The organism is Candidatus Pelagibacter sp. uisw_091, from assembly GCF_059512525.1.
Window position 1 is genome coordinate 1,018,729 of record NZ_CM183455.1, and the last position, 18,051, is coordinate 1,036,779.

Here is an 18,051-nt window from a genome sequence, read left to right on the forward strand (position 1 = left end):
AATGCATAACCGGATAAATAAAATTAATTTCTATCATTCAATTATTTTTTTTATTTTTTCATGTTTTGTTGCCTTGATTGTTAATCGATTCGAAAATTTAATCATCTCTCCAGTTGTGTGTTTATTTTTTATTCTTTCAATTGGAATTTCACATGGTGCACTAGATAATCATAAAGGTAAAAAACTTGGCCAGTTATATAACATAAAAAAATCTTATTTTTTTTATTTAATATATTCTCTTATTGGGATTGGTATCATTATATTTTGGTTATTTTTTCCAACTGTGTCTCTTATTTTATTTTTAGTTGTTGCCTCATATCATTTTGGCAAAGAAGATACGGAATTTTTGATAAGTAATAAAAATGTATCTAATCTAATTCTTTATTTCTTAAAAGGTTCTCTAATAATTATTGCACCATTAATGTTTCACTTTGTTGAAACAATTAATATTTTTAAATTACTTTTAATAGAAAATGAAAAGTTTTATTTATTCTTAAACTTTATTGAAGATAACAGTATATTACTTTTTGCTTTATCTATTTCTTTACTTTCTAATATTTATTACTTTTTGAAAGATTTTAAAATTATGAATATTTTGATATTTTTGGATTTTTTTTCTATTATTGTTCTGAATTATTTTTTAACTCCACTAATTGCTTTTACTGTATACTTTTGCTTCCTACATTCATTCCGACATTCAATTTCTTTGATAACAGGGCTTAATGAAAAAAGTTTGAAAATTGGTGCTATAACATTTATTAAAAAAGCTATGCCCCTTACAGTTTTAACTGCAGTTTTATATGTCATAAGTTTATATTTCCTCTCTAATTTCTATCAATTAAATGATGCAATATTAAAAGTTATATTTATTGGTTTGGCGTCTTTAACCTTTCCACATATATTGCTTGAGTATCTATTAGAAAAAAATGAAAAATAAAGAAATTAAAGTATTGTTATCTGCTCCAAGAGGTTTTTGTGCTGGGGTAGAAAGAGCAATAGAAATAGTTAAAAAAAGTATTAAAAAATATGGTGCACCAGTTTATGTGCGACATGAAATAGTACACAATAAACATGTAGTGGATGCTCTTAAGGCAATAGGTGCAATTTTTGTTGAAGAGTTAGAAGAGATTAAAGATAAAACTAGACCAGTAATTTTTTCTGCACACGGTGTACCAAAATCAGTACCCTTAGAAGCAGATAAATATAAAATGGAATATATAGATGCTACTTGTCCTCTTGTCTCAAAAGTTCATAGAGAGGCAGAAAACCTTCACAAAGCTGGTTACCATATTGTTCTTATAGGACATAACAATCATCCAGAAGTTATTGGTACTATGGGGCAATTACCAGAAGATTCGATTGATTTAATTCAAGATGAACATGATGTTGAATTATATGAATTAGATAATAATAAAAAAATTGCATATGTTACTCAAACAACTTTGTCTGTTGATGACACTAAGAATATAATAAAAGCTCTTAAAAAAAAATTTCCGCAAATTAAAGAACCATTTAAAGAAGATATTTGCTATGCAACTACTAATCGTCAATCAGCTGTTAAAAATATTGCCAAAAAATGTGATATGTTTTTTGTTTTAGGAAGTAGAAATTCCTCGAATTCAGTTCGTTTAGTTGAGGTAGCAGAACAAACTGGCTGCCAACATGCCGAGCTAATTCATTCAGAGAGTGTAATTCCTTTTGAAAAAATACAAAATTGTAAAACAATTGGTGTTTCATCTGGCGCGTCCGCACCTGAAGTTTTAGTTGAAAATTTCATTAATAAATTGAAAGAAAATTTTAAAATAAAAATTGAGGAAGTTGAAATTATCAAAGAAAATATTGTTTTTAAAGTTCCTGCAAAGTTAAATTAGATGGCTGTATACACTAAAATAAATAGTAAAGACCTTCTGTCGCTAAGTAGAGATTACAAATTAGGAAAAATAATCAAATCTGAAGGAATTAAAAAAGGAATAGAAAATACAAACTACTTATTAAAAACAAATAAAAAAAAATTTATTTTAACAATTTTTGAAAAAAGAGTTCAGAAAAAAGATTTACCTTTTTTTATGAACTTAATGGAAAAACTAAATCAAAAAAAAATTATTTGTCCAAAACCATTAAAGAATAATGATGGTAAGCACTTAAGTAAAATTCAAAATAAACCCTCTAGTATTGTGACTTTTTTAAAGGGAAAGGATAAGGCCACTCTTAATTATAAAAATTGTTTTGATATTGGCAAAAATATTGCAAAATTCCACAAAGCTGGAACTAAAATAAAGCTATATAGACAGAACTCTATGTCTATTAATAAATTAGATAGCTTATTAAGAAGTATAAAATTTACGTCTAATAAAATGGCTCCAAAACTAAAACCTACTCTTAGCGTATGCTTAAAAGATATTAAAAATCAATGGCCAAAAAAATTACCAACTGGAATTATTCATGGAGATTTATTTATAGATAATATCTTCTTTAGTAAAAATAAATTTTCTGGATTTATAGATTTTTATTTTTCAAGCAATGACTATCTGATGTATGAGATTGCAATTTGTATAAATGCTTTATGTTTTGATAAAAAAAGAGATTCTTTTGTAATGAATAATAAAAAAATTAAATACTTAATTGATGGATATGAAACTATAAGAACTATTTCAAAAAAAGAGAAAGACTCATTAAATATATTATGTAGAGGTGCAGCTTTAAGATACTTACTAACTAGAATTTATGATTATTTTAATACTCCTAAAACTGCACTAATTCAGATCAAAGAACCTAACGAATATTTTCAAAAACTAATTATCCATAACAGTCTGGATAGCTACAAAGATTATTATAAATAATGATAAAAATTTATACTGATGGTTCCTGTTTAAAAAACCCTGGGAATGGTGGTTGGGCTGCAATCATCAATATTAATGATGAAATTAAAAAAATTAGTGGAAGCGTTAAAGACACAACTAATAATAAGATGGAACTAATGGCTCCAATTAAAGCGCTTCAGGAAATAAAAGAACAGCAGTCTATTGAAATTTATACAGACTCTCAATACGTGAAATTAGGTATTACTAATTGGGTACATAAATGGATTAAAAATAATTGGCTAACTTCTAAAAAAGAACCAGTAAAAAACAAAGAACTTTGGACTCAGCTTTATGAATTAAATCAATCTCATAAAATTAAATGGATATGGGTTAAGGCTCATGCTGGAAATATTCTAAATGAAGAAGTTGATTTATTAGCTAAACAAGCTGCCGAATTAAACTAAATTTAAAAAATTTTGGGCAGCCGAAACTTCACATGCACCAGCATCTTCTTCTTCTTGTAATTTAATTACTTTAAGATTGTCTATTAGCATTGTGTATCTATTTGATCTTACACCTAAGCCTCGGGCACTTTTATCAACATCAGCACCTATTGCTTTTGTAAAACTCAAAAATGGATCTGCCATCATTAAAACTTTATCTGCAACATTTTTGCTTTTGCCCCAAGCTTCCATTACAAATGGATCATTTACTGATATGCAGACTATTAAATCTACACCTTTTGCTTGGTATTTATCATGGTTATCAACATATCCAGGTAAATGTTTAGCTGAACAAACTGACGTATAGGCGCCGGGTAAACCAAATAAAACTGCCTTCTTATCCTTAAAAAACTCAAAAGTATTTTTCTTAATGGGATTTCCATCTTCCATAATAAAAAATTCAGAATTAGGGATTGTTTCATTTTCTTTTAATTTCATTATATTTTTTCCTTAATGTATTGTTGAGTTTTACTTAGGTTATTTGAAATAATATCATAATTTTCTTTTTCATTCATAACATACTTTAGTTCATCAGGTAAATCAGGTTTGATCCCTATTGATTTATCTATAGCCTCAGGAAACTTGCACGGATGGGCAGTAGCTAAAACAATGTTGTTACCCTCTATATTAACTTTTTTTAAAGCTCCAAAACCTATTGCACTATGAGGATCTAATACAATGTTATGCATAGTATGAACCTCCTTAATAATATCTAAAACCTCATTCTCATTTATGCTTGCTGATAAAAAGTTTCTATCAATTTTTTTCATCTTATTTTCTGGGATAATATATTTTCCTTCTTCTTTAATTCCATTCATAACTTTTTGTGTTTCACGATCATCAAAGTCATTCAAATCATAAATCAATCTTTCAAAATTACTTGCAATTTGAATATCCATACTTGGTGAATTTGTTTCTAAAACTGTTTCTGCTTCATATTTTCCCCTGGAAATTGCTCTGTGTAAAATATCATTCTGATTTGTTGCAACGATAAGCTTATTAATTGGTAAACCCATTTTTTTTGATAGGTACCCAGCATACACATCACCAAAATTTCCTGTAGGTACTGAAAAATTAATTGGCCTATCATCTTTAATCTGAAAATATGTATAAAAATAATAGACTGATTGTGCAATAATTCTTGCCCAATTTATCGAGTTAACTCCAGACATATTAATTGATTTAGAGAATTCCTTATCTGCAAACATTGACTTAACCAAGTTTTGACAATCATCAAAGTTACCTTCTATCGCTATATTAAAGACATTTTTTTCCTTAACAGTTGACATTAGTTTTCTTTGAACAAGTGAAACTTTGTTATGTGGGTGAAGAACAAATATATTCATATTTTTTTTTCCCTTAATTGCATCTATAGCAGCAGCACCTGTATCTCCTGATGTTGCAACAATAACATTTATATTCCTGTTATTTTTTTTTAGATAATATTCATAGAAATTTCCAAGTAATTGCATTGCAATATCTTTAAAGGCCAGTGTTGGGCCGTGAAATAACTCTAGAAGATTAACATCACCTACTTTAATTAAAGCTACCGCATTATTTTTTCTGAATACTGAGTATGATTTATCAACAATATCTGATAATTCACTTTTAGACATAAAGTCCCCAATAAAAGGATGAATTATTTTTTTTGCTAATTCCTGGTAACTTAAGCCCCTTAGCGACTCAAGCTCCGCAGTGCTGTATTTTTTTACTTGTTTAGGAATAAATAGACCACCATCATCTGCAAGTCCTTTAATAAAAACATCCTCAAAGCTATACTCTTTTGAGTTATCTCTAGTGCTTATATATTTCATCTAATAATATTTTTTTCTAAAATATAAATATAGTATAAAAATTGAAATCGCTAATGAAAACCAAGTCATGGCATATTTTTTATGATTATTTGAAATATTTGCAGTGATCAATTTTGGCTTGGGTAATTCATTGTTTCCTGAGAGATAAATAACATAGGGTGAAAACTTTGTACCTGTAAATTTAAACACGTCATCTCTATCAAGAGTAAACCAATAATTGTCTAAAATATTATTTTTAGGTTTAAACCTGTTTGCTTTTGTTTGTTTTTTTAAAATACCAATAATATCATTTTTATCAATTATATTGATAATTTTACTATTCTTCATATCAAAAGGTATCCACCCTCTATTTAGTAAATAATCATTAGCTCCTATTTTTAAAGGATTAACAACTTCAAAACCGGGTTTTCCTTTTTCATTTAGATTATAAAGATAAATTTGTTTTTCAAAATCAATTGATCCATTAGTTTTAATTCTTAAATAGTTTTTGATTGTACTACTGGATAAGTTAACTGGTTCATCTTTAAGTGAAGTTTTTATCTGATTGATTAATTCTAATTTCCAATTAAGCCTAACAATCTGCCAGCTACCAAGAGCAATAAAAACAGAAATAAAGAAAAATACAAAAATAGAAAATAAAAATTTATATCTCAAGGGCTAAAAATTAACTTCCCCAAATATAAATGGCAGCAAATAAGAATAGCCACACAACATCTACAAAGTGCCAGTACCAAGCAGCAGCCTCAAATCCAAAGTGGTGTTCTTCAGTAAAGTGACCCTTTCTTGCTCTCATCAAACATACAGCAAGAAATATAGTGCCAATAATAACATGAAAACCATGGAAGCCTGTTGCCATATAAAATACAGAACCATATATATTTCCTGCAAAATCAAAAGTTGCATGCTGGTATTCATAAACTTGCAGCAGTGAAAAAGAGAAACCAAGTATCACTGTAAGAACTAGTCCTTGAATAAAGCTTTTTCTATCACCTTCTAACAACGCGTGGTGTGACCATGTTACGGTCGTTCCAGATAATAATAAAATTAATGTATTAATTAGTGGGATATCCCATGGATCAAAAGTTACAATATCTTTGGGTGGCCATGTTCCTCCAATTGCTAAAGATGGAAATAAACTTGCATCAAAATATGCCCAAAACCATGCCACAAAGAACATAACTTCTGAAGCAATAAATAATGTCATTCCATATCTATGGTGAATTTGTACTACTGGTGTGTGATGACCTTGATGCTCTGCTTCAATAACAACATCCCTGAACCACATATATGTTCCATAAAGTAGTAATGCTAAACCTAGATACATGCCCCAAGAAACTTCGCTATGCAGATAATAAACCGAGCCTATTGCTAAAACTAAACATGAAAATGAAACGTAGATAGGCCAAGGACTTGGGTCTACTAAATGATAATCGTGTTTTTTTTCTGCGGACATTTTTATAATTTTGATTGGTTATAGTAATCTGATGAAAAAAAAGTATAGGACATAGTTACATCTTTAATATTTTTAGTGTTGGGATCATTTACCATTTCTGGATCCAAATAAAAAGTCATAATATAAGTTGCTTTTTCACCTGCTTTTAAAGCTTGTTTTTCAAAACAAAAACACCCTAATTTACTATAGTATTTACCAAACGACGATGGGGACACATTGAAGGCTGCAACTCCATATGTTGTTTCATTCCCATAACTCTCTACTTCAAACTCGATTCGATTCACTTGACCAATCTTAACATCCATAACATTTGTTTTTGCTTTAAAGTTCCAAGGAAGTGTATTTACATTTGTATCAAAACGAACACTAACTTTTTGATCTAAAACTATTAGTGGTGCTTCTTTTGATATTTGAGTTGTTCCACCAAATCCTGTTACTCTGCAAAATATGTCATATAAAGGTACTGCTGCAAATGAGAGTCCTAGCATAAGAAAAAAGATTCCAGCTAAAAGAATTGGAGTTAAGGTTTTATTTTTCACTATATTGATCTATCAAAAACACCCGTATTATAGAGTGTAAAAAAAAATAGAAATACCATAAATCCTAATATTGCTACTGCTGTTAAAATATTTTTTCGCTTAGTTTTTTTGTCTGGTATCATCATAATATCTTATCTATCAAAAAAATAACGAATATCAAAAATAAATATAAAATTGAATATCCAAATATTGTTTTTGCTTTCTTGGGGTTAAATTTATTTTTTTTATACATATAAAGCTCAAAACATAAAAAATTATAATATAATGTAAGCATCAAGGCTGGTAACAAAAATACTAGTCCGACAAAATCTATTGCATAAGGTAAAATAACCATTGGCAGCATTATCAATGAATAAACTAAAATATTTATTTTTGTGCTCTCTATCCCATTAGTTAATGGAAGCATTGGAATTTTTGCTTTCTTGTAGTCATCTGATTTATAAAGACTTAACGCCCAAAAGTGAGATGGTGTCCAAAAAAATATAATCAGGAAAAAGGTTATTGGCTCTAGAGACAGTGAGTTAGTTGCAATAGTCCATCCAATTACTGGTGGTAATGCTCCTGCTGCTCCTCCAATTACAATGTTTTGTGGTGTTTTTCTCTTCAACCAAATTGTGTAAATAAAAACATAAAATAAAATTGTAAATAATAGTAATGCTGCTGAAATTGTATTTGCAAAATAATCTAAAGCAATTACTGAAAAAAATGAAAGTGATGTTCCAAATATTAGAGCTTGTTTTTTATTAACTTTACCCATCGGGATCGGTCTCAAGCAAGTTCTCGTCATTAATGCATCAAGATCAGATTCGTACCACATATTTAGAGCTCCAGCTGCTCCAGCTCCTATTGATACCAATAAAATTGCAACCATTGCATCCTTTGTTGAAATTATATTGGGTGACATTAAAAGTCCCACTGCACAGGTAAAAATAACCAAAGACATAACTCTTGGTTTCATCAATTTAAATAATTCAGAAAAATTAAAAACATCTTCCTGACTTAAGTTTCTATTTTTTGATTTAGAATTAATCATTAATATTTAGTCTAGAATAAGTTAAAAATTTACTAACTAGTAGCTTTTTCAACACCATCTGGATCTTCAAACTTTGGTAATTCTTCAAAAGTATGAAAATTTGGTGGCGATGGTACAGTCCATTCTAAAGTTGTAGCCCCTTCTCCCCAAGGATTTTGAGCTGCAGCTTTTTTCTTAGAAAAAGAATAAATTAAGTTAGCGAAAAATACTAATAAACCAGCAACTGCTATGTATGAACCAATTGATGAAACATAATTCCATCCAGCAAATGCATCGGGGTAATCAGCATATCTTCTTGGCATTCCAGCTAAACCTAAAAAGTGTTGAGGGAAAAATACTAAGTTAACTCCAATGAATGTTAGCCAAAAATGTAATTGCCCCATCCATTCTGAATACTCATACCCAGACATTTTACCAAACCAATAATAAAATCCTGCAAAGATTGCAAATACCGCACCTAAAGATAATACATAATGAAAGTGAGCAACTACATAATAAGTATCATGCATTGCAGTATCAACACCTGCATTTGCAAGAACAACACCCGTTACACCACCTACGGTAAATAAAAATATAAATCCTAACGCCCACATCATTGGAGTTTTAAATGAAATTGATCCACCCCACATTGTTGCAATCCATGAAAATATTTTAATCCCAGTTGGGACCGCAATAATCATTGTTGCAGCTAAAAAATATGCTTTAGTATCTGTGCTTAAGCCTACTGTATACATGTGGTGAGCCCAAACAACAAAGCCAACAACACCAATTGAAACCATTGCATAAGCCATTCCTAAATATCCAAATACAGGTTTCTTAGAAAAAGTTGAAACGATATGACTAATCATTCCAAAGCCAGGTAAAATTAAAATATAAACTTCAGGGTGACCAAAGAACCAAAATAAGTGTTGGTATAAAACTGGATCTCCTCCAGTTTGAGCATCAAAAAATGCTGTTCCAAAATTTCTATCAGTTAAAAGCATTGTAATTGCGCCAGCTAAAACAGGGAGTGATAACAATAATAAAAATGCTGTAACTAAAACAGACCAAGCAAATAAAGGCATTTTATGCAAGGTCATACCTGGCGTTCTCATATTTAGAATTGTTGTAATAAAGTTAACTGCTCCTAGAATTGAAGAAGCTCCAGCTAAGTGTAAACTTAAAATAGCAAAATCCATAGCAGGTCCTGGTTGTCCAGCTTTAGAGGATAAAGGTGGATATAAAGTCCATCCTCCACCAACACCTTGTTGACCTGGAGGGCCATCTACAAATATTGAAAGTAATAGTAAAATAAATGAAGCTGGTAATAGCCAAAATGAAATATTATTCATTCTTGGAAATGCCATATCAGGTGCACCAATCATAATTGGGACAAACCAATTACCAAATCCACCAATCATTGCAGGCATTACCATAAAGAAAATCATTATTAATCCATGGCCTGTAACCAACACATTATATAAGTGATAGTTACCACCTAAAATTCCATCACCAGGATGCATCAATTCAATTCTCATTAATACTGAAAAAGCTGTACCAATAATTCCTGCAACAATTGCAAAAATTAAATACATTGTACCAATATCTTTGTGGTTAGTTGAATAAGCCCAACGTTTCCAACCTGTTGGTGTGTGATGATCGTCGTGTGATGCTGTTTGTGTATACATTTTTATTTACTCGCTAGTTTTTTATATTCATTTCCTGTAATTGGCTCGTTTGCAAATTTCATTTTAGCTTCTGCTAACCATATTGCATATTCTTCATCTGTCACAACTCTTACTGTGATCGGCATAAAAGCATGTTGTATTCCACATAGTTCAGAGCATTGACCATAATATGTTCCTACTTTTTCAGCTTTAAACCAAGTTTCATTTATTCTTCCTGGAACGGCATCTCTTTTAACTCCAAAAGATGGTAATGCCCAGGCATGCAATACATCATTAGCTGTGATTAAAACTTTAACCACTTTATTTACCGGAACAACAACTTCGTTATCAACGGTTAGTAATCTAGGTTGGTTTTCTTTTAATTCATTTTCTTTGATCATGTACGATTCAAATATAATATTTTCATCAGGATATTCATATCCCCAGTACCACTGATAGCCAATAGCCTTAACTGTAACATCAGCTTTTGGAATTGTGTCTTGTTTGTATAAAATTTTAAAAGATGGAACAGCCATTACTATTAAAATTAAACATGGAATTAATGTCCACAGAACTTCTACAGCGACGTTATGAGTTGTTCTTGAAGGATTTGGATTTCTTGAAGCTCTAAATCTAATACAAACATAAATCATAAGAAATAAAACAAAAACACTGATAGCAATAATTACAGGAAGTAGAATGTTGTTATGAAAGTTAACAATTTCAGTCATACCTTGAGAGGCTGAATCTTGAAAACCTAACTGCCAATTTTTAGGCTGATCAGCCCATACATTAGTTGATAAAATTGTAGCCAGAACTGTAAATAAAAATTTTTTCATTTGTTACACACTATATAAAGTGTCTTTTTAAAAATTACACTTTTGTTTTAGCGACAAAATATCAATTTATAGAGTAATTTACAATTGATAGTGCTGAAATTACTGCAGTTTCAGACCTTAATATATTTTCATTTATCTTAATTGGCTGAACACCCTTAAATATGAGAATCTCCTCCCTTTCTTCCTCTGAAAAATCACCTTCTGGACCAATAATAATACAGGTTGGATTGCTAGTTAATTTTCCTAAATCTAATTTTTTATTTTGAGAATTTAGATCTGTAAATATTAAATCCATTTTTTCATTACTTAAAAAATCTTTTAATGATTGAGGGACTTCAATAGATGGAACATTTATACGATTAGATTGCTCGGCAGCTTCTATAATTACTTTTTCTAATCTTTCTTTATTAATTTTTCTTACAATTGTTCTGTCAAATATTATTGGTAAAAACTTTGTAACACCAAGCTCTGTTGCTTTTTGAATCATGAAATTAAAGTAGTTTGATTTGATGGGTGAAAAAGCTAACCACAATTCTTTTATATTTTCATTTTGTCTTAATTGTTTTGTAATATTAAATTCAACTATACCTTTTGAAATAGTTAAAATTTTTGCTTTCCACTCACCGCTACTATTAAATAAAGAAAAAAACTCACTCACTTTAATTCTCATCACTTTATTTACATAGTGAGATTGTGATTTATCAAGTTTTGCAGTTAAATTAAGTGATAAACTTTCTTTAAAAAATAATCTAATATTACTCATTAATGTTAAGTTAAATTATGAAAAATATTAAAGCAATAATTTTTGATGCATATGGCACTTTATTTGATGTCAATTCAGCAGCAGAAAAATGTAAAGATAAAATTGGTGATAAGTGGGAAGGTTTTGCAAAATACTGGCGAACTACTCAATTAGAATACACTTGGCTTAGAAGTCTAATGAATAGACATAAAGACTTTTGGCAGGTGACAGAAGACAGTTTAGGTAAATCAATGAAGGCATTTGAAATAGATACTTCTATGAAAAATGAATTACTAAATCTTTATAAGGTACTCTCACCTTTTCCTGAGGTACCTGAAGTTTTAAAAAAATTAAAAGAAAAAAATTATAAATTAGGTATTCTTTCAAATGGAACACCCTCTCTTCTTAATGAATTAGTTAAGAGTAATAATCTAGATAATATATTTAATGATATTTTTTCAATTGAAGAAGTTGGTATTTATAAACCAGATTCAAAAGTTTATGACATGCCAATTAAAAAATACAAAATACAAAAAGAAGAAGTTGCATTTTTAAGTGCTAATACTTGGGATGTGTCTGGTGGTGGAAATTATGGTTACAGTTCTATTTGGGTAAATAGAAACAATAATATTTTTGATAACCTTGATTACAAACCTAAAGATGAAGTTAAAAACTTAAAACAGCTGCTTGATATTATCTAATTCTATTTTCTTCAAAATTCTTATTTAGTTTTACTGAAATAGTTCGAGTATTTCTTTTATTCCACTCTGAAAAAGATCTTAAGATAGGCATAACCGAAAAGCCAAATTCAGTAAGTGAATACTCAACATTTGGAGGCATTATTCGAATAACATTTCTATTAATTATTCCATCTCCCTCTAATTCCTTAAGCTGCTTGGATAACATTTGTTGTGTAATAGTTTTCAATCCTTTTTTAAGTTCACCAAATCTAATTTTTTTACTTTGCAGCAAACTAAACAAAATTCTAATTTTCCATTTACCTCCAAGAAAATAAACGGCTCTTTCAGCTGGACAATCTATTAAGTTTTTCATGGTATGTTTTTATATACTAGTATGATTATTTTGCGTTATTGCTTTATTGATACCAAAGCACTAAATAGAAGTCAAATAAATTGAAAGGGTAAAAATGATTAAAGGACAAAACGCAGGTAACGGACCAATAGCAGTAGATGTAGAGAAAGATAAATCTTACTACTGGTGCTCTTGTGGAAAGAGTGCAAAGCAACCATTTTGTGATGGATCACATAAAGGCACTGAGTTTACTCCACTCGCATACAAGGCTGAAGAAACTAAAAAAATGTTTTTTTGCTCTTGCAAACAAACTAACAATCAGCCATTTTGTGATGGATCACATAATAAATAACAAAAGGATAATATGCAGAATTTAAACAACAAAGTTAACAGTTTTTTTTCAAATATTGATGCACTGGCACCTTTAATTTTCAGGTTTGGAATTGGTATTGCTTTTATCATTCATGGTTCAAAAAAATTTCCATTACCTCCCCAAGGATTAATTGAATACTTTGGTCTGTCACCTATGTTAGCATCAACAGTTGCTTTATCTGAACTGTTGACTGGATTGGTATTAATAATAAGTGGTTTTATTAGAAACCCTTTTGGAAATTTACTCACAAGACTATCAGGACTTAACATAACTATCTTAATGGTAACTATACTTATCTTTGCTCACAAAGACTGGTTCTTCACAACAAAACTATTTACCAGTGAACAAATATTTCTTTTAATTGGAGGAATTTATTTTTTAATTAAAGGTAATCGAACGTAAGTATGAGCCAAGTCGAAGTAGAAAAAATCATAGAACCAGTTGCAGCATCAGATGGTGCTGGAGTTAAGTTAAAAAGAAGCATTGGTACTCACCTTATTGATTACCATGATCCTTTTTTAATGTTAGATGAATTTGGTTCTGAAAATAAAGATGATTATATTGGAGGTTTCCCTCCTCACCCTCATAGAGGAATTGAAACAGTAACTTACATGTTAAGTGGTGAATTTGAGCATGAAGATAGTACTGGAGCTAAAGGTAGAATGTCTTCGGGAGATGTTCAATGGATGAAAACTGGTGGTGGAATAATTCATTCTGAAATGCCTGCAATGACAGAAGGTAAACTTCATGGTTTTCAATTATGGGTGAATATGCCTGCTAAATTAAAAATGAATAAACCTGAATATATTTATATTGATGCAGATAAAATGAGTACTCATAAAGATGATGAAAAAATAGTTAAAGTAATCGCTGGAAAATTTGAAAATGCTGAAGGACCTGTTAAAGGCCATAATGTTGAGCCAGTTTACTTTGATGTAGAGATTGAAGAAGGTAAGGAGTTTAATTTTAATCTTTCCTTAACGCATAATTCTTTGATTTATTTAATTGATGGGGAAATTAAGGTTGGAGATCAAAACCATGATCAAGCTAAAAACTCTACTTTAATTATTCTAACTAGAGGTGAAAAATTAAAAGTATCTAGCTTAAGTAAAGCCAAGTTTTTATTAATATCTGGAAAGCCAATTGGTGAACCAATTGCTAGAGGGGGTCCATTTGTAATGAATACGAAAGCAGAAATCTTGCAAGCAGTGCAAGATTATCATAATGGTACATTTGTAAAATAATGAAAAAAATTGAAATTGAAAAATTTGGTGGTCCTGAAAATTTACAAATCAAAGATGTTGAAATTGGTAAACCAGGTCCAAAAGAAGTTTTAATAAAAAATTTATCAATTGGTCTTAATTATATTGATGTTTATCACCGAACGGGTTTGTACCCTATTCCTCTTCCAAGTGGGATTGGTTTAGAAGCATGTGGAATAATAGAGGAAATTGGTTCAGAAGTTGATCTATTTAAAGTTGGAGATAGAGTAGCTCACTCTTCAATGCCAATTGGAAGTTATTCTGAAAAACAATTATTTCCCCAAGAAAAATTAGTTTTAGTTCCAGAGGGAATTTCAAATGAAATAGCATCTTGTATTATGCTTAAAGGAATTACAGCTGAATATTTATTACACAGAGCTTACCCAATTAAAAAAGGTGATAAAGTTTTATATCACGCAGCAGCTGGTGGTGTGGGTCAAATTTTATGTCAGTGGGCTAATGCATTAGGAGCTGAAGTTATTGGAACTGTTGGCTCTAAAGAAAAAGAAGCTATTGCTAAAAAAAATGGCTGTCATCATGTAATAAATTATACTGATACAAACTTTGTTGAAGGGGTGGAAAAAATTGCAGGTAAAAATGGAGTTGATGTTGTCTATGATGGTGTTGGTATTAAAACATTTGATGGATCAATTGAAACCCTAAAGGTTAGAGGTATGATGGTCGCTTTTGGTAACGCGTCAGGTTATGTTGATACTATAGATGTTAAAAAACATATTAACGCAAAAGGATTATTTTTTACTCGTCCATCAATTGCTCACTACACAGCTACAAGGAAAGAGTTAATTGAATCAGCTAAAAAAGTTTTTGATGCAATCCTATCTGGAAAATTTAAAGTTGAAATTTCAAAAAAATATTCACTTGATGATGCTAAAAAAGCTCATGAAGAATTAGAAGCAAGACTATTGACTGGTCCTGCAGTTATTATTCCTAATTAATCTAAATCAACATCCATATCAGACATATGCAATTTTAATGCGTTTGTTGATATATGAATTTCTCTTAAAAAAACTAAAATTGAAACCATCATTGATAAACAACAAGATCCAAAAATTATCCTTGCTACAAAAATTTCATTTAGATAGAGAGCAAATACAGTTAGCAAATTAAATAAAAGACCGAAAGCTGCAAACATGATAGTCCACTTTAATAACACAATTCTTCCACTTAAATTTATAAACTGTTTTTTCCACTCAGGAGGAATATGATTTTCATACACATGCTCATCATGAAGTTGCCTAATAAGCTTACTTAATGAGTGAAATCTATTACTATAGATATTCATAAGCAAAGGTATTGCTGGAAACATTAGTGCTGTTACTGTGTAATCTATATTCATACGAATCAATTTGATTATGAAACTAGCCTTTGTTATTTACAAGTAAATTATTATGAAACAAATAAATCTCTTTATTGAATTAACTAGGCTTAAAAAGCCAATCGGTTTTATGCTGTTATTCTGGCCTTGTGCTTGGGGCTTAACTCTTGCTTATGATTTTTCAAATAGCCCAAATAATTATTTTTTTTATTTATCTTTATTTTTTCTTGGTTCAGTTTTAATGAGATCAGCAGGATGTATAGTAAATGATATTTTAGACAAAGAATTTGATAAAAAAGTTTTGAGAACAAAAGAAAGGCCAATTGCATCAGGAAAAGTTTCTATAAAGCTTGGAATATTGTATTCTATAATATTATGCTTTTTAGCATTAGTAATTTTATTACAATTTAACACTTTTACAATTATTTTAGCTCTAGCTTCTATGCCTCTAGCTTTTAGCTATCCATTAATGAAAAGGTATACTTATTGGCCTCAACTTTTCTTGGGCATAACATTTAACTATGGTTTAATTCTTGGCTGGGCTTGCATTGAAAATGAGTTAAATTTAGCGCCAATAATTTTTTATTTTGGGGCCATATTTTGGACAATAGGGTTCGATACAATATACGGGTTTCAAGATCTAAAAGATGATGAAATAATAGGATTAAAATCAACTTCAATCAAATTTAAACAAAAACCACACATATTTCTATCACTATGTTATCTAATATTTATAATGTCCTTCATCTTACTAGGTGTATTTATGAAATTTAATATTATATTTTACTTTATTATGGTTGTGCCTTCATTTCATCTATTTCAACAAATTTATAATTTTAATATTAATGATCACAAGAATAGTTTAAAAATTTTTAAGAGTAATAATTTTTTAGGATTACTTATTTTATTTAATTTACTGATTGGAAAATATTAATTTTATGAATAGTTTTGAAATCTTAAAGCGACTGTATAAAGATTACACAAAAAAATTTAGATCTAAAATATTGTTATCTATTTTTTTTACTTTAGTAGTTGCTGGAAGTACCTCCTCAATAGCATGGCTTTTAGATCCAGCAATAAAAAAATTGTTTGTGGATAAAGATCAGGCACTTATAATTATCATACCCAGCCTAATTGTTATATCTTTTGCCTTAAAAGGATCTTTTCTTTATCTGGCTAGAAAAACAATGATAGGTGTTGCTGAAAATGCAAAAGCGCTTATTCAAGGTGATATGTCAAAATCTTTAATTAAAGCAGATACAGATTATATAGATGACAAACATACTGGAAAATTCATATCAAATTTAACATATGACACGGGTTTGGTAACAACTTTAGTTAGCACAGTAATATTAAATTTCTTTAAAGATAGTCTGACTTTAATAGGGTTGCTATCAGTTATGTTTTATCAAAATTGGAGGTTAGCTTTGGTAGCAATCATAATGATACCTGTAGCTTCCATCGCAGCTAAAAGCTTGGGGAAAAGAATTAGTAAAGTCTCAACAGAAGCACAAGTAGAATCTGGAATTCTCAATACTCATTTAATTGAAGTTTTTAAAAATCATAAAATAATAAAAATTTTTCAACAAGAAGAAAAGGAAAGTGAAAGACTATCTTTGTTTATTAACAATCTAAAAGAAAAAACCAAAAAAATTTCTATTATTTTTGTGAGAGCGACTCCAATTATGGAAACCTTGACAGGAATTATGATTGCTATTTTGATATATTATGCAGCGAAATTAATTTTAAACAATCAATTAGAAATAAATAGTTTTTTCTCTTTTTTAGCAGCCATGATGCTTGCTTACCAACCTGTAAGATCTTTAGCGACACTTAACATGGGTATAAATCAAGGATTGTCAGCTGCACGAAGGATTCTTCCTATAATAGACATAAAGAATGAAATATCTAATGATGTAAATGATCAAAATTTAGTTATTAAAAATGGAAATATAAAATTTAACAATGTAACTTTTGAGTACAAAAACACTGATAAAAGTGTTTTAAAATCTATTAACTTAGAGATCGTTGGTAAAAAAATGAATGCCTTGGTTGGGCATAGTGGATCTGGAAAATCGACAATATTAAATTTAATTCCAAGGTTTTTCAATTGTGCAAAGGGAGAAATAACAATTGATGAGCAACCAATAAACAAGGTATCTATAAATTCTTTAAGAGAAAATATTTCAATGGTAAGTCAAGATACAACTTTATTTGATGATACTATAAAAAATAATATTGCATATGCAAACCCTCATGCAAATGAACAACAAATTATTGAGGCTGCAAAAAATGCCTTTGCTCATGAATTTATAGAAAAACTTCCAAAAAAATATGATACTCAAATAGGAGAGGATGGAGTAAGGCTATCAGGTGGTGAGAAGCAAAGAATCTCAATTGCCAGAGCAATTCTAAAAAAAACATCAATTATACTTTTAGATGAAGCAACATCATCTTTGGACTCCGAGACTGAAACCAAAATACAGAAAGGATTAAATTATCTAACAAAAGATAAAACTACAGTTGTGATTGCGCATAGGCTTTCAACAATCTTAAATTCAGAAAAAATATTTGTAGTTGATAAGGGTGAAATTGTAGCAGAAGGCACACACAATGAATTACTCATAGACTCAGCAATCTATAAAAATTTTTATGAAAAACAAATTAAGAAAAATTAA

The 18,051-nt window shown here is 29.6% G+C and carries 22 protein-coding genes; 11 read left to right on the forward strand and 11 right to left on the reverse strand.

Features of this window, described 5'->3' with window-relative positions:
- Position 1: 1 nt before the first annotated feature.
- Genes AC5YGA_RS05520 through rnhA form a run of 4 tightly spaced genes read left to right on the forward strand, consistent with a single transcriptional unit; the run spans position 2 to position 3,265 of the window.
- A complete protein-coding gene (locus AC5YGA_RS05520) occupies positions 2–937 on the forward strand; it encodes a Brp/Blh family beta-carotene 15,15'-dioxygenase (protein WP_415308126.1) in 936 nt (311 codons plus the stop codon).
- A complete protein-coding gene (ispH, locus tag AC5YGA_RS05525; RefSeq protein ID WP_415308127.1) occupies positions 927–1,871 on the forward strand; it encodes a 4-hydroxy-3-methylbut-2-enyl diphosphate reductase in 945 nt (314 codons plus the stop codon). Before AC5YGA_RS05520 ends, ispH begins: the two co-directional genes overlap by 11 nt.
- Positions 1,872–2,840: a homoserine kinase gene (locus AC5YGA_RS05530; RefSeq protein ID WP_415308128.1), complete on the forward strand. Its 969-nt coding sequence runs from the start codon at positions 1,872–1,874 to the stop codon at positions 2,838–2,840.
- A complete protein-coding gene (gene rnhA / locus AC5YGA_RS05535) occupies positions 2,840–3,265 on the forward strand; it encodes a ribonuclease HI (protein WP_415308129.1) in 426 nt (141 codons plus the stop codon). The genes AC5YGA_RS05530 and rnhA overlap by 1 nt, the downstream gene beginning before the upstream one ends.
- Here rnhA and AC5YGA_RS05540 read toward each other — a convergent pair.
- The 9 genes from AC5YGA_RS05540 to AC5YGA_RS05580 form a co-directional block, all read right to left on the reverse strand.
- Positions 3,257–3,742, reverse strand: coding sequence for a peroxiredoxin (locus AC5YGA_RS05540; protein ID WP_415308130.1), 486 nt, complete (start codon positions 3,740–3,742; stop codon positions 3,257–3,259). The genes rnhA and AC5YGA_RS05540 overlap by 9 nt on opposite strands.
- On the reverse strand, positions 3,742–5,118 hold the full coding sequence (thrC, locus tag AC5YGA_RS05545) for a threonine synthase (RefSeq protein ID WP_415308131.1): 1,377 nt from the start codon (positions 5,116–5,118) through the stop codon (positions 3,742–3,744). Before thrC ends, AC5YGA_RS05540 begins: the two co-directional genes overlap by 1 nt.
- On the reverse strand, positions 5,119–5,772 hold the full coding sequence (locus AC5YGA_RS05550) for an SURF1 family protein (protein WP_415308132.1): 654 nt from the start codon (positions 5,770–5,772) through the stop codon (positions 5,119–5,121).
- Positions 5,773–5,782: 10 nt separating this feature from the next.
- Positions 5,783–6,571, reverse strand: coding sequence for a cytochrome c oxidase subunit 3 (locus tag AC5YGA_RS05555; protein WP_415275526.1), 789 nt, complete (start codon positions 6,569–6,571; stop codon positions 5,783–5,785).
- A 2-nt stretch (positions 6,572–6,573) separates the two neighbouring features.
- A complete protein-coding gene (locus AC5YGA_RS05560) occupies positions 6,574–7,110 on the reverse strand; it encodes a cytochrome c oxidase assembly protein (RefSeq protein ID WP_415308133.1) in 537 nt (178 codons plus the stop codon).
- Positions 7,111–7,231: 121 nt separating this feature from the next.
- A complete protein-coding gene (gene cyoE, locus AC5YGA_RS05565; protein WP_415308135.1) occupies positions 7,232–8,143 on the reverse strand; it encodes a heme o synthase in 912 nt (303 codons plus the stop codon).
- A gap of 32 nt (positions 8,144–8,175) precedes the next feature.
- A complete protein-coding gene (ctaD, locus tag AC5YGA_RS05570; protein WP_415308136.1) occupies positions 8,176–9,810 on the reverse strand; it encodes a cytochrome c oxidase subunit I in 1,635 nt (544 codons plus the stop codon).
- 2 nt (positions 9,811–9,812) lie between these two features.
- On the reverse strand, positions 9,813–10,628 hold the full coding sequence (coxB, locus tag AC5YGA_RS05575; protein ID WP_415308137.1) for a cytochrome c oxidase subunit II: 816 nt from the start codon (positions 10,626–10,628) through the stop codon (positions 9,813–9,815).
- 61 nt (positions 10,629–10,689) lie between these two features.
- Positions 10,690–11,391: an RsmE family RNA methyltransferase gene (locus AC5YGA_RS05580; RefSeq protein WP_415308138.1), complete on the reverse strand. Its 702-nt coding sequence runs from the start codon at positions 11,389–11,391 to the stop codon at positions 10,690–10,692.
- Positions 11,392–11,408: 17 nt separating this feature from the next.
- Here AC5YGA_RS05580 and AC5YGA_RS05585 point away from each other — a divergent pair, with 17 nt between their 5' ends.
- A complete protein-coding gene (locus AC5YGA_RS05585; RefSeq protein ID WP_415308139.1) occupies positions 11,409–12,071 on the forward strand; it encodes a haloacid dehalogenase type II in 663 nt (220 codons plus the stop codon).
- Here AC5YGA_RS05585 and AC5YGA_RS05590 read toward each other — a convergent pair.
- Positions 12,064–12,423 (reverse strand): winged helix-turn-helix transcriptional regulator, encoded by a 360-nt coding sequence (locus AC5YGA_RS05590; RefSeq protein WP_415308140.1) that lies wholly within the window; start codon positions 12,421–12,423, stop codon positions 12,064–12,066. The two genes, AC5YGA_RS05585 and AC5YGA_RS05590, sit on opposite strands and share 8 nt — an antisense overlap.
- Positions 12,424–12,517: 94 nt before the next feature.
- Here AC5YGA_RS05590 and AC5YGA_RS05595 point away from each other — a divergent pair, with 94 nt between their 5' ends.
- From AC5YGA_RS05595 to AC5YGA_RS05610, 4 genes are read left to right on the forward strand one after another with little or no spacing between them, the layout of a single operon-like run.
- Positions 12,518–12,754 carry a CDGSH iron-sulfur domain-containing protein gene (locus AC5YGA_RS05595; protein WP_415308141.1) on the forward strand — a complete coding sequence of 79 codons (237 nt, stop codon included), beginning with the start codon at positions 12,518–12,520 and terminating at the stop codon, positions 12,752–12,754.
- Positions 12,755–12,766: 12 nt separating this feature from the next.
- Positions 12,767–13,177 carry a DoxX family protein gene (locus AC5YGA_RS05600; protein WP_415308142.1) on the forward strand — a complete coding sequence of 137 codons (411 nt, stop codon included), beginning with the start codon at positions 12,767–12,769 and terminating at the stop codon, positions 13,175–13,177.
- A gap of 2 nt (positions 13,178–13,179) precedes the next feature.
- Positions 13,180–14,019, forward strand: a complete 840-nt coding sequence (locus AC5YGA_RS05605; RefSeq protein WP_415308143.1) for a pirin family protein — start codon at positions 13,180–13,182, stop codon at positions 14,017–14,019.
- Complete coding sequence (locus AC5YGA_RS05610; protein ID WP_415308144.1) at positions 14,019–14,993, forward strand: quinone oxidoreductase family protein; 975 nt, start codon at positions 14,019–14,021, stop codon at positions 14,991–14,993. The genes AC5YGA_RS05605 and AC5YGA_RS05610 overlap by 1 nt, the downstream gene beginning before the upstream one ends.
- On the opposite strand, the gene AC5YGA_RS05615 is transcribed toward AC5YGA_RS05610, so the two are convergent.
- A complete protein-coding gene (locus AC5YGA_RS05615) occupies positions 14,990–15,394 on the reverse strand; it encodes a DUF2721 domain-containing protein (RefSeq protein ID WP_271492627.1) in 405 nt (134 codons plus the stop codon). The two genes, AC5YGA_RS05610 and AC5YGA_RS05615, sit on opposite strands and share 4 nt — an antisense overlap.
- 52 nt (positions 15,395–15,446) lie before the next feature.
- Here AC5YGA_RS05615 and ubiA point away from each other — a divergent pair, with 52 nt between their 5' ends.
- Positions 15,447–16,307, forward strand: a complete 861-nt coding sequence (ubiA, locus tag AC5YGA_RS05620; protein WP_415308145.1) for a 4-hydroxybenzoate octaprenyltransferase — start codon at positions 15,447–15,449, stop codon at positions 16,305–16,307.
- A 4-nt stretch (positions 16,308–16,311) separates the two neighbouring features.
- Positions 16,312–18,051: an ABC transporter ATP-binding protein gene (locus AC5YGA_RS05625; RefSeq protein ID WP_415308146.1), complete on the forward strand. Its 1,740-nt coding sequence runs from the start codon at positions 16,312–16,314 to the stop codon at positions 18,049–18,051.